Genomic DNA, 13,166 nt, shown 5'->3' with positions numbered 1-13,166 from the left:
CTGACGAGCCAGGTGCGGAACATCGCCGAGGTGACGACGGCGGTGGCGAACGGGGACCTGTCGAAGAAGATCACGGTGGACGTGCGGGGGGAGATTCTGGAGCTGAAGGACACCATCAACACGATGGTGGACCAGCTGAACTCGTTCGCGTCGGAGGTGACGCGAGTGGCGCGGGAGGTGGGCTCGGAGGGGAAGCTGGGCGGCCAGGCGCAGGTGCGCGGCGTGGCCGGGACGTGGAAGGACCTGACCGACTCGGTGAACACCATGGCCGGCAACCTCACCGAGCAGGTTCGCGGCATCGCTCGCGTCGTCACAGCGGTGGCGAATGGCGACCTGAAACGCAAGCTGACGTTCGAGGCGAAAGGTGAGATCGCCGAGCTGGCAGAGACCATCAACAATATGACCGACACGCTGGCGACCTTCGCCGATCAGGTGACGACCGTGGCTCGCGAAGTCGGGACGGAGGGAAAGCTCGGCGGCCAGGCCAACGTGCCCGGCGCCGCCGGAACGTGGCGCGACCTGACGGACAACGTGAACCAGCTCGCGGCGACCCTCACCACGCAGCTTCGTGCCATCGGCGAGGTGGCGACCGCCGTGACGTCCGGCGACCTCTCTCGCTCGATTCAGGTGGAAACCCAGGGAGAGGTGGCGCAGCTCAAAGACAACATCAACGAGATGATTCGGAACCTCCGCGACACAACCCAGAAGAACACCGCGCAGGACTGGCTCAATACGAACCTGGCCCGCTTCAGCGGATTGCTGCAAGGCCAGCGTGACCTCCAGACCGTCGGGCGCCTCATCCTGTCCGAGCTGGCGCCTCTCATCGGGGCGCAGCACGGCGTGTTCTACGTGACCGACACGGTCGAAGGCGAGTCGACCCTCAAGCTCCTCGCGAGTTATGCCTACAAGGAGCGATCGGACCTCCCGACGCAGTTCCGGTTCGGCGAGAGTCTGGTCGGCCAGTGTGCGCAGGAGCGCAAGCGCATCGTGCTGACCGATGTGCCCGGGGACTACATCCGCGTCAACTCCGCGCTCGGGGACGCTCCGCCGCTGAACATCGTCTCGTTGCCAGCGCTTTTCGAGGGCGAGACCCGCGCGGTGATCGAGCTTGCGTCCTTCGACCGCTTCAGCGAAACGCACCTGAACTTCCTCGATCAGCTCACAGAGAGCATCGGCATCGTGCTGAATACGCTGGACGCGAACCTGCGCACCGAGGAGCTGTTGAAGCAGTCACAGGCGCTCACGACCGAGCTGCAGCAGACAAACCTCGAGCTGGAGGAAAAGGCGCGGCTGCTGTCCGAGCAAAACGCGGAAGTCGAGCGGCAGCGGCGCGAAGTCGAGGAAGCGCGGCACGCGCTCGAGCAGAAGGCCGAGCAGCTCGCCTTGACGTCCAAGTACAAGTCGCAATTCCTCGCCAACATGTCTCACGAGCTGCGCACGCCACTCAACAGCCTCTTGATCCTCTCACAGCAGCTCGCCGAGAACCCCGACGGAAACCTGACGCCCAAACAGGTTGAGTTCGCCGGCACGATCCGCTCCGCGGGCGATGACCTACTCGCGCTCATCAACGACATCCTCGACCTCTCGAAGATCGAGTCCGGGACGACGGCGATCGACGTTGGCCAGGTCCGATTCCGCGACATCGTGGATGACGTGGAGCGGACGTTCCGCCAGGTGGCGATCCAGCGTGGCCTCGACTTCGCCATCGAGCTGGATTCCTCCCTTTCAAAGACGATTCGAACGGATTCGGCACGGCTCCAGCAAATCCTGAAGAACTTGCTCTCCAACGCCTTCAAATTCACCGAGCAGGGGAGCGTGACCCTGAAAATCGCTCGGGCAGAGCGCGGCTGGAGCAGCGATCACGAAGGGCTGAATCGCGCCAGGACCGTTGTGAGCTTCTCGGTAACCGATACTGGCATTGGGATTCCCGCGGACAAACAATCGATCATTTTTGAAGCGTTTCAGCAGGCGGACATGGACACGAGTCGGCGCTTCGGCGGCACCGGGCTCGGCCTGTCGATCAGCCGCGAGATCGCCTATCTGCTGGGCGGGGAGATCGGGCTCATCAGCAGTCCCGGCGTCGGGAGCACCTTCATGCTCTACCTCCCCCTGTCGTACGAGCCAGTCGCTGCGACGGGTCGCTCGCTTGGAGCGGAGCCATTCGACGGCGATGCCAAGGCCGGCTTGATCGCGATGCCGGCCCCCCGAACGTCAGACGCGGTAGCGGCGCTGGAGCGGCGCTCACGGGCGGCCGTTCTCGCCGCGGATCGGGAGGCCGATGAGGAGGAGATTCTCGCGGAGCCCGAGGTGGACGACGACCGGAACTCCATCGAGCCCGGCGATCGCGTGCTCCTCGTCATCGAGGACGATCTCAGTTTCGCCCGCGTGCTCTTGAGCGCCGCGCGCGAGCGTGGATTCAAAGGACTCGTGGCGCTCAACGGCAAAACGGGCCTCGCCCTTGCGCGCCGCTACCGCCCGGACGGCATCACGCTGGATATGGTGCTGCCCGAGCTCGACGGCTGGAAAGTGCTCGACCTCCTGAAGCACGATCCATCGACCCGACACATTCCCGTGCACGTCATCTCGGCCGCCGAGCAGCACCGGCGCGCGCTGGAGATCGGCGCGATCGCGCAGCTCCGCAAGCCCGTCAACAAAGAATCGCTCAACGCCGCACTCGATACACTCGTGGGGTTCGTCGACCGCCGGCTTCGAAATCTCCTGGTCGTCGAGGACAACGACGTGCAGCGCGACGCCATCACGGAGCTGATCGCAGACGACGACGTCGTGGTGATCGGCGCCCGGACGGGGGCGGAAGCTTTGGAAGCGCTGAAGCGCGATACGTTCGATTGCGTGGTGCTCGACCTTGGGTTACCAGACATGTCGGGGTTCGACCTCATTACGCGGATCAAGGACGAGGTCGATCGCACCGTGCCCATCGTCGTCTACACGGGAAAGGAGTTGACTCGGGCAGAAGAGGCTCGCCTGCGAAAGCTGGCGGAGACGGTGATCATCAAGGACGCGAAGTCCCCCGAGCGCTTGTTGGACGAGACGGCGCTCTTCCTGCATCGCGTCGAAGCCAATCTCCCCGAAGCGAAGCGCAGGATGTTGCGCGAGGTGCATCGGTCGGACCCGGTCCTCGAAGGCAAGCGAGTCCTCATCATCGACGATGACATGCGCAATATCTTCGCGTTAACGAGCGCGCTTGAGCGGTACAAGATGATCGTGTCCTACGCAGAAAACGGACGCGATGGCATCGAGGCCCTGCGCAAGCATCCCGACGTGGACGTGGTGCTTATGGACATCATGATGCCCGAGATGGACGGCTTCGAAACGACACGCAATATCCGGGCGAATGAGCGATTTGCCAACCTGCCCATCATCGCACTGACCGCGAAAGCCATGAAGGGTGACCGGGAGCGATGTATCGACGCCGGCGCCTCGGATTACATCACGAAGCCGGTCGACGTCGATCAGCTCCTCTCGCTCTTGCGCGTCTGGCTGTATCGCTAAATGGAAGTGGGCGGTTTGGGCAGTCTGATTGGCGAGGGCCTCCTGGATCCGGCTGAGCTGGATCTGCTGGAGATCCTGTTGCACGACTATGGGTTCGACTACCGCGCCATGCCGGTGGCCCGGCTGCGGAGCAAGATCCAGGGCCGAGTCGAGGCGGAGCAGCTTCAGACGGTGAGGGGGCTACGGGAGAAGATGCTCCACGACGAAGGGAGTCGGCGACGGCTGCTTCGGAGCCTCACCACCGAGGCGGACGCCATGTTCTTCGAGCCCGCTTTCTACCGCGCCTTTCGGGTGGCGGTGGTTCCCTTCCTCAGAACCTATCCCTTCATCCGTATCTGGCACGTCGGGTGCTCGACGGGCGAAGAGGTCTATTCGATGGCGATACTCCTCGAGGAGGAGGGCCTGTACGATCGGTGCCGGCTTTATGCCACCGACGTCGTCGGCTGGTCCCTGAATCGGGCGCGGGAAGGCATCTTCCCCCTCGCGTCCATGCAGGAGTACACTGCGAATTATGTGCGCGCAGGGGGCAGGGAAGCCTTTTCTGAATACTACACAGCGCGTTACGACAACGCGATCTTCCGCCCATCCCTCAAGCGCAACGTGATTTTCGCCCAGCACAATCTCGCGACCGACGGTCCGTTCAATGAGTTTCAGGCGATCCTCTGCCGCGGTGTGCTTCCCGCGCTTGGCGCCCCGGTTCAAGCGCGGGGCCATGAGCTCTTTCGAACCAGTCTGGTGCGTCTGGGGTTCTTGTGTCTGGGCGCCAGCGAGACGATCGATGGTTCCGCGCGTTCCGCGTACGAGCTGTTCTCCACAGGTGGAATCTATCGGAGGATCTACTAGTGATGGCGACGTCCCGCATCGCTGAACCGAAAAGGCGGGTATCCAGCGAGGACGCGGCCGTCCAGGACGTGCCGGCAGCAAAGATTCTGCTCGTTGACGACGAAGTGAAGAACCTGACGGCGCTGGAAAGCGTGCTGGCGGCGCCGGATCGCGAGCTGGTCCGCGCCGACTCGGGCGCCGCGGCGCTCCGCGCCGTCTTGCATGACGATTTCGCTGTCGTGCTGCTCGATGTCCACATGCCCGATGTGGACGGATTCGAGACCGCCGAGTTGATCCGCAGCAGGGAGCGCTCGCGGGAGACGCCCATCATCTTTTTGACCGCGGCGATTAGTGGGGACGTATCCATCGCCCGCGGGTACTCCCTGGGCGCCGTTGACTACATCGTCAAGCCGATCGACGCGGAGATCCTGCGCTCCAAGGTCAACGTATTCATCGACCTGTTCAGGAAGACCGAACAGGTGAAGCGGCAGGCTGTGGCGCTCGCCGATACGACCGCGTTCCTCAACAGCGTGCTCGAGGGCGCGACGGCATACGCCATCATGGCCCTCGACCTCGACGGCACCATTCTGTCCTGGAACGAGGGCGCTCGGCGAATCTTCGGGTACAAGGATTCGGAGATCGTGGGCAGTAAGAGCCTCGCTCGACTCGTGCGTGCGGAGGACGCATCCGCGAGGCGAGTCGAGGGCCTGCTCAAAGCCGCGCGGGAGCACGGACGAGTGACGAGCAGGCTCGACGGCGTGCGGAGGAACCGCTCGACCTTCAGCGCGGCGTTCTCCGTGGAGCAGCGCGTCGGCACGGACGGGCGCCTCGTCGGGTACGTTGCCATTGGGCAGGACATCACGCAGATGCGTGAGGCGGAGGAGCAGCGAGCGCGGCTCATCCACGAGCAGACCGCGCGCGCCGAGGCGGAGCGCGCCCGCGACCATCTACAGCAAGTGCTGGACGTGCTGCCGGAGGGGATCCTGATCGCGGACGCTGACGGGCGCATCGAAATGTGCAATGCCACGGCCGTGAAGATCATCGGCGGACTCCCCGACGCATCGGACTGCTGGGCCGCCGAGTCGCTCAGCCGCTATCGTCTCGATGGGTCCCCCATGTCCTCCGAGGAGCTTCCTCTCGTGCGGGCCATTGTGCAGGGAGAAACGGTGCTCGGCGAACAGTTGATGATCAGCAGCAAGGCGAGCGCCAATCCCATCCCCGTATTGATGAACAGCGCGCCGCTGCGCAACGCCGATGGGCGCATTGTGGGCGGTGTCGCCGCGCTCCAGGACATTACGCCAATCATCGAGCTCGAACGCCAGAAGGATGCGTTTCTGGCTGCGGCGTCACATGATCTGAAGAATCCGCTGGCAATCGTCAAAGCTCAGGCCCAGCTCCTCATGCGTCGCGCGGGCCGGACCGAGGGAGCGGCGATGGATACGGTCCTGGAGGGGCTCCGGAGCATCGATCAGGCAACGCGGCGGCTCAATGGAATGGTCAACGAGCTGCTCGACGTGGCACGCCTGCAGATGGGTCGGCCCATCGAGCTGGACCCCAAACCGGTCGACCTCATCTCCCTCGTGCGCGAGGTTGCGAGCGAGCTGCAGTCCTCGTCCGACCGGCACGAGATTCTCGTCGAATGCGCAAGCGATCCGATCGTCGGAGTCTGGGACCGCGACCGAATCGAGCGGGTAATCGTGAATTTGGTCACCAACGCGATAAAGTACAGCCCCGAGGGAGGGCGCATCGAATTGGGAGTCGCGGTCACGACTGTGGGCGATGACGAGTGGGCAGAACTTCGCGTGCGAGACCACGGATTGGGCATACCAGCCGACGAGATCCCGCGGATCTTTGAACGCTTCTATCGCGGCAGCAACGTTCATGGCCATATCGAGGGCGCTGGGATCGGCCTCTCGGGCGCACAGCAGATTATCGACCAGCACGGAGGGTTCATCACCGTCGAGAGCGCCGAGGGAAAGGGCACGATGTTCGTCGTCCAGCTTCCCGGTGTTGCGCGCGGAAGGACCGGTTGACGGAGCAGAGCCCGTCGATAGTCCGTGCTGGATCGGGCGGGCGCGCGGTTGTGCTGGTTGTCGAGGACGAGCCAGACCTTCGAGACGTCGTCTGCGCTGTGCTCGAGGACGAAGGGTATATCGTTGCCAGCGCGGCCGATGGCCGGCAAGCCCTCGATCGCGCGGCGGAGGAGCGCCCGACTCTCGTCGTGCTCGATATGGGTTTGCCCGTCCTGAGCGGGGAGGAGGTCGCGGCAGAGCTGACGAAGCTCTTCGCCGATCCTCCACCGATTCTCGTCATGAGCGCCGCGGGAACCGTGGCCGAGCGCGCCCGAAAAATCGGCGCGGCCGGATATATCGCGAAGCCTTTTGACCTCGACGATCTCGCCGCCGCGGTGCGCGGCACCCTTGCCGCGGACTAGGACGAGATCGACTGCACCGAGTATGATGCAGGGGTCAGTTTCCCAACCGGGCACGCGGAGGACATGATGCTGAGTGTTGAAGAGAACGAGCTGCTCGCACGAACCGGGCCGGGCACGCCCATGGGAGAGCTCGTGCGCCTCTACTGGATGCCCGCCCTGCTCAGCGAGGAGCTGCCGGAACCGGATTGCACGCCCGTCCGGACGCGTCTGCTCGGCGAGGACCTGGTCGCATTCCGCGACACCACCGGGCGAGTCGGGATCCTGGACGAGGCGTGCGCGCATCGCTGCGCCTCGTTGGCCTATGGTAGAAACGAGGAAGGCGGCCTCCGCTGCCTGTACCACGGCTGGAAGTATGACGTGGAGGGGAACATCCTCGAAACGCCGCCCGAGCCACCGGAGAGCACGTTCAAGGACCGGATCAAGCAGCGAGCATACCTCGTACGCGAGCACGCGGGCGTGATCTGGACATACATGGGACCGAAGCATCGTGTGCCAGCCTTTCCAGAGTGGGAATGGACCCACTTTCCGCCGGAGCGCGTGGGGCTGGCCAAGACGATCCAGGCGTGTAACTGGGCCCAGGCGCTCGAAGGAGACATCGATTCCGCTCACACGGATTATCTCCACTCGTCAGACGTGCGCGGACGGCCGCGGGACCACGCCCCACGCTTCGAGGTCGAGGACACGCTCTATGGCTACCGGTACGCCGCCATTCGAGATCCGGATAGCGACGCAGACAAGCTCAAGTACGTGCGGATCACGCTATTCGCGGCGCCGTTTCACACGTTCACGCCTCCGCTCCGCACCATGCGCGACGGCGCGCCGTATGAGACGGCGACCCATCGCGTCTACGTGCCGATCGACGACGAGACGCACGCGTTCTTCAGCTTCAGTCTGAGTCGATTCGGGCCCCTCGTCGATTCTCAGAAGGAGGCCGGGCTCGAGACGGGCTACCGACCGGCCGGCAATCGCGGCAACATGCATCTGCAAGACCGGGCGGCGATGAAGGCTGGGAACTGGTCCGGAATTCAGGGAATTCGTGCCCAGGATCGCGCGATGACGGAAAGCATGGGCTTGCTCGCCCCGCGCCACAAGGAGCACCTCGGGGCGTCGGACGTCGCCGTGATTCGGTTCCGCCGACGCATGCTGGACGCCGTGCGGGGACTTGAACGAGGCGAACAGCCACCAGGGCTCGACCCATCCCTTCGCTTCGACGAGCTTCGAGCCGAGCAGCGGCTCGTTCCCACGGGAGCGGACTGGACCAAAATGTCCGGATTCCCAGAGCCCGCCTGGGTGTAGCCGCGGTCCTGGCGCCTCGGGCGCGCTCGCGCGGCGAGGATTCGCCAGACGTTCCTCCCGCGCGCATCCCCGAGCGATCGCAGCGGCGACACGTGATGTCCCGCTCTCCGGAGTTACCATCGACCCATGGATCGGTTTGTGTGCATCCACGGCCACTTCTATCAGCCGCCTCGCGAGAACGCATGGCTTGAAGCGGTCGAGTACCAGGAATCGGCTGCGCCGTATCACGACTGGAACGAGCGGATCACCGCCGAGTGTTACGGACCGAACGCGGCCGCGCGGATCCTGAACGACGAGGACCAGATCATCGACATCGTCAACAACTATGCGTCGATGAGCTTCAATTTCGGGCCCACGCTCATGAGCTGGATGGAGCGCCATGCGCCCGACGTCTACCGCGCCGTCATCGCCGCGGACCACGAGAGCGAGCATCGCTACGGCGGACACGGCTGCGCTATCGCGCAGGCGTACAACCACATGATCATGCCCCTCGCGAACGCAAAGGATCGCCATACACAGGTTCTCTGGGGGCTCCGAGACTTTCAGCACCGGTTTGGCCGCGCGCCGGAGGGGATGTGGCTGCCCGAAACGGCGGTCGACGACCCATCGCTGGAGGCGCTCGCGGAGGCGGGCATCCGTTTCACCATCCTCTCTCCGGATCAGGCCCGCGGCGTTCGCCGCATCGGCACGGACGCGTGGCAGGACGTCGAGGGTGGGCGGATCGACCCGACGATGCCATACCGCCGCCGCCTCCCGTCCGGCAAATCGATCGACCTGTTCTTCTACGACGGCGCGATCGCGCACGGTGTCGCCTTCGAGGGGCTGCTCGCAGACGGAGCGCGTTTCGCCGAGCGTCTCATGGCGGGCTATCGGGAAAACGGCGCCTCGGCGGGGCTCGTCCACTTCGCCACGGATGGCGAGAGTTACGGTCACCACCATCGGTGGGGTGAGATGGCCCTTGCCTTCGCGCTGCGCCGGATTGCGCGCGATTCGCTGGCCCGCATCACCGTATATGGCGAGTACCTGGCGTTGCGCCCTCCCACCCACGAAGTCGACATCCGCGAAAACACCGCATGGAGCTGCGCCCACGGCCTCGAGCGCTGGCGTGGTGATTGCGGCTGCAATTCGGGTCGTTCATGGAATCAGCGATGGCGAGCGCCGCTTCGCGCGGCGCTCGACGATCTGCGCGACGCCGTCGCGAGGCCTTGGGAGGAGCGAGCCGGTCGCCACCTGAACGACCCGTGGAGCGCGCGTGACGACTACATCTCGGTGATCCTCGACCGCTCGCGCGCGAGCGTCGAGGCGTTCTTCGCGCGGCACGCGCGACACGTCCTGAGCCCCGACGACCGACGCGAGGTTCTGAGCCTTATGGAGATGCAGCGCCACGCGATGCTGATGTACACCAGCTGTGGTTGGTTCTTCGATGACATCTCCGGCATCGAGACGGTCCAGATCCTCGAATACGCGGGGAGGGTCATTCAGCTTGCGCGGGACGTGCTCCATCGTGACCTCGAGCCGCGGTTCTGTCAGATCCTCGAAGGGGCGAAGAGCAACGTGCCGGAGCGCGGCAACGGGGCGGACATCTACCGCGCGCTGGTGAAACCGTCAATCGTTGGGCCGCTCGAGGCCGGCGCCCACTTCGCCATCAGCTCCGTATTCCGATCGACCGTCGCCAGCGCGACGCGCTACCATTTCGCCTTCGACGTCGAGGACTATGAAGTCCGGCAGCGCGGGAGCGCGAAGCTCGCGGTTGGCCGCGTGCATGTGACATCTGGTCTGACCTGGGACAGCGACTCGGTGACCTTTGGCGTCCTGCATTTCGGCGACCAGAACCTGAGCGCCGGCGTTCGCAGGTCCGCCGATCTCGGCGATTTCGCTTCCATGGCCGAGGAGGTGACGGCGGATTTCGAACAGGCGGACCTTGCACAGGTAATCCGGCAGCTCGACAAACACTTCGGCGGCGTTCGGTACTCGCTCAACTCGCTGTTTCGAGACGAACAGCGGGAGATCCTCGCTCCGATGCTGGCGGCGGCTGTCGAGGAGACGGAAAGCGCCGCGCGACAGGTGTTCGAGCGCCGCGCGCCGCTCGTCGCCCTCGTGCACGAGCTGGGCATTCCGCTTCCGCGCTCCCTGAAGACGGCCGCTGAGACCGTCCTGAACAGCGCGTTGCGGCGCGAGCTCGAACGGGACGAGCCGGATCTGGAGCGAATGCGCGGCATCCTGGCCTCGGTCGGACGCGCAGGCGTCGGGCTGGATGAAGCGAGCCTTCGCCAACTTGCGGGCCAGCGCGCGGTCCGAGCCGCGGAAAAGTTGGCGCGCGATCCGTCGAGCCCCAGGCTTCTAGATTCGCTGTCGGCGGTCGTCCGGGCCATCAAGCTCTTTCCATTCAACGTCGATCTGTGGCGCGTGCAGAATGTCTACTGGTCGCTGCTCCACGGGGATGTCGGCGTCTCCCTCTGCGGGGACGGTGGGCTCAGCGAGGAACACAGTGCCCGACGGCGTCGGTTCCTGGCGCTCGGGTCCGACCTCGGCATTCGCGTTCCCCACCCGTAGCCCCGCGGGGCCCCGATCCGGTCGCCCTGAGCCCTTCGGCTTCGCTCAGGGCAGGCCTGACGCAGGGTCCCCAACCCGACCCTCCCGCCGCGGCGGAGGAGGGGGCAATTTGGAGCAGGCGCGGGCCGGGGAGGGAGCGTTGAGATCGCCGCGCGCGCCGGGTGCGAGAGGCGGGTGGCGCCCACCGACGACGGCTCACCGATGGGCTGATTCGGTGCGCTGGCCCCCCGATTCCGCCATCGCCGCAAGGACCCGCTCCGCGGTGATCGGCAGGCGGGTCACTGGCGCACCGATGGCGTCGGCCACGGCGCTCGCGATGGCGGCCGCGGTGGGCACGTGCGGCGTTTCCCCAATGCCCTTGGCGTTGAAGGGGCCGGGGCCGGTCTCCACGTTCACGTTGATCGTTTCGAGAGCCGGAACGTCCGGCATCGTGGGAAGCTTGTAGTCGCCCAGGTTCTGGGTCGTGACGTGACCCTCTTCGAGTCCGACCTCCTCCGTTAGCGCGAGCCCCACCCCTTGGACGACGCACCCATCGATCTGGCCCTGGTGGCCCAGCTCGTTGATCACGGTTCCCACGTCCTGCACGGAAACGATCTTGCGCAGCCGCACCTGGCCCGTCTCGGGGTCTACCGCGACTTCGGCCGCCTGACCGGAGAAGAGCTGATTCGGACTGCGCTCCGGCGCCAGCGTCACCTGGGCATGGGCTCGCTCGTCGCCTGGCCGAAGCATCTCGGCGGCCAGCTCATCGACTGTGACGACCCGTCCGTTTGGGCGCCCGGCCTCTCGCCAGCCACCAGACGTCCACTCCGCCTGCGCCACATTCAGCATCTCGGCGGCGAGAGGAGCCAGCTGCTCCTGGACCTTGGCGCTCGCGGCCATCGCGGCGTGGCCGGCGGAGTTGGTGATACTGCTTCCCCCGGATCCCACGTCAACGGGAAGCATGTCGGTGTCGCCGTGCACCACGTGGACCCGGTCGAGCGGCACGCCCCACACCTCGGCGACCACCTGGCCGACGACCGTGAGGCCGCCGGTACCCTGGTCGGGGACCGCCGTGATGGCGGTGATGGTGCCGTCCGGGTTCAGCGTGATGTCCGAGCTGGCGGTCCCGGCGCCGGTGCCCCGGGCGCCTACGGCCACGCCTCGTCCCACGTGGGGCGGCTTCGGCTCGTTCCACCCAATCGCCTCCGCCGCGCGACGCACGGCTTCCGGCGCGAACGTGCTGGAGGGGAGATTCTTCAAACGGAGCTCCAGCCGATCGATCCCGAGCGCGCGGGCGACCGCGTCCATCTGGGCCTCCTCCGCGAATACCGTCTGGGGCTGGCCGGGGGACCGCATGTACGCGCACGGTACGTTGTTCGTGTAGACCATGAGGGCCTCGATTCGAACATTTGGCACGGCCCACCACCCAGCGGCATTGTTGGACCCGCCCAGGTTCCCATTGAACAGCGGCGGCTTGTGGCCGCCATATGCCCCACTGTTCCACAGCACCTGGGCATCCCAGGCTGTCAGAATCCCGTCGCGCTTCACGCCGGTGCGGAGGCGGATGATGGCCGCGTGGCGTGGCGTTCCCACGGCCAGCTCCTCCTGGTAGGTGTTGACGAACTTGACGGGCCGCCCGGTCGCCCGCGCGAGGTAATACGCCGCGGGCGCGTCCCCCGGGCTGGCCTTCGCGCCGAACTCGCCGCCCATGTGTACGGCATGGATGACGATCTGTTCGACGGGCAGGCCCAGGGTGCCGGATAGCTCATTTCTGAGGGCGAACGGGATCTTGTTGAGCCCCCAGAATTCGGCTCGCCCGCGCTCGTCGACGCGCGCCGTGCAGTTGTAGGGCTCGAGGTACGCCTGATGCTGGATCTGCGTCTGGTACGTGTTCTCGATTACGACGTCCGCCTGGGCAAAGCCGGCGGCGAGATCGCCCCGCTCGACAACGAGCCTCGAGCAGACGTTGCGTAGCTCCTCTGGAATCCCCTCCGGAAAACCCTCGTACGATCGAAGGTCCGGATGGATCAGCGGAGCGCCCGGTTCGAGCGCGAGAACGGGATCGAAAACAGCCGGTAGCTCTTCGTATGCGACGGCGACGAGCTGCGCCGCTTCTTCCGCGACGTCGCGATCGTCCGCGGCGATAATGGCCACGACGTCGCCAACGTACCGCACGCGATCGCGACAGATGACCTCGTAGTCCTTGATGGAACGCCCCACGCGCTTCGCCGGGATGTCGGCCGCGGTGAGGACGGCCCGCACTCCGGGGAGCGCCCTGGCTCGCGCGGTGTCGATCGAAACGATGCGCGCGCTGGGTACTGGACTCCGAACGTTGATCCCCCAGAGCGTACCGGGGAGGACGACGTCGACCGCGTACGTCGCTTCGCCGGTTACCTTCTCACGCCCTTCGATGCGGGGGATCGGCTTCCCGATTGTCGAAAACGCAGGCGCCATCGCCATCAATGCCTCCCAGCCTCTTGGTGCCTCTCATTGTGCACCAGCGCGCCGATGCCTCGCGATGGCGATCTGATGACGGGAAGTATCGGATCAGCGCGGGCTTGATCCATCGGTG

7 protein-coding genes are annotated in these 13,166 nt (G+C 65.4%); 6 read left to right on the top strand and 1 reads right to left on the bottom strand.

Going from position 1 to position 13,166, the window contains the following annotated elements; all coding sequences use genetic code 11:
- From VFC51_05580 to VFC51_05555, 6 genes are all read left to right on the top strand, one after another.
- The coding region (locus tag VFC51_05580) for a response regulator (GenBank protein HZT06480.1) at positions 1 to 3,510 on the top strand (3,510 nt) is incomplete at its 5' end.
- A gap of 15 nt (positions 3,511 to 3,525) precedes the next feature.
- On the top strand, positions 3,526 to 4,353 hold the full coding sequence (locus tag VFC51_05575) for a CheR family methyltransferase (GenBank protein HZT06479.1): 828 nt from the start codon (positions 3,526 to 3,528) through the stop codon (positions 4,351 to 4,353).
- A gap of 2 nt (positions 4,354 to 4,355) precedes the next feature.
- On the top strand, positions 4,356 to 6,365 hold the full coding sequence (locus tag VFC51_05570) for an ATP-binding protein (GenBank protein HZT06478.1): 2,010 nt from the start codon (positions 4,356 to 4,358) through the stop codon (positions 6,363 to 6,365).
- Positions 6,362 to 6,766, top strand: coding sequence for a response regulator (locus VFC51_05565; protein ID HZT06477.1), 405 nt, complete (start codon positions 6,362 to 6,364; stop codon positions 6,764 to 6,766). Before VFC51_05570 ends, VFC51_05565 begins: the two co-directional genes overlap by 4 nt.
- A gap of 66 nt (positions 6,767 to 6,832) precedes the next feature.
- On the top strand, positions 6,833 to 8,062 hold the full coding sequence (locus VFC51_05560) for a Rieske 2Fe-2S domain-containing protein (GenBank protein HZT06476.1): 1,230 nt from the start codon (positions 6,833 to 6,835) through the stop codon (positions 8,060 to 8,062).
- Positions 8,063 to 8,188: 126 nt separating this feature from the next.
- Positions 8,189 to 10,615, top strand: coding sequence for a DUF3536 domain-containing protein (locus VFC51_05555; protein ID HZT06475.1), 2,427 nt, complete (start codon positions 8,189 to 8,191; stop codon positions 10,613 to 10,615).
- A gap of 195 nt (positions 10,616 to 10,810) precedes the next feature.
- Here VFC51_05555 and VFC51_05550 read toward each other — a convergent pair whose 3' ends face one another.
- Positions 10,811 to 13,054, bottom strand: coding sequence for a xanthine dehydrogenase family protein molybdopterin-binding subunit (locus tag VFC51_05550; protein HZT06474.1), 2,244 nt, complete (start codon positions 13,052 to 13,054; stop codon positions 10,811 to 10,813).
- Positions 13,055 to 13,166: the final 112 nt, after the last annotated feature.

This window comes from Chloroflexota bacterium (assembly GCA_035652535.1).
GTDB lineage: Bacteria > Chloroflexota > UBA6077 > UBA6077 > SHYK01 > DASRDP01.
Note: the sequence above shows the minus strand (reverse complement) of the source record. Positions and strands in the feature narration are given on the sequence as shown.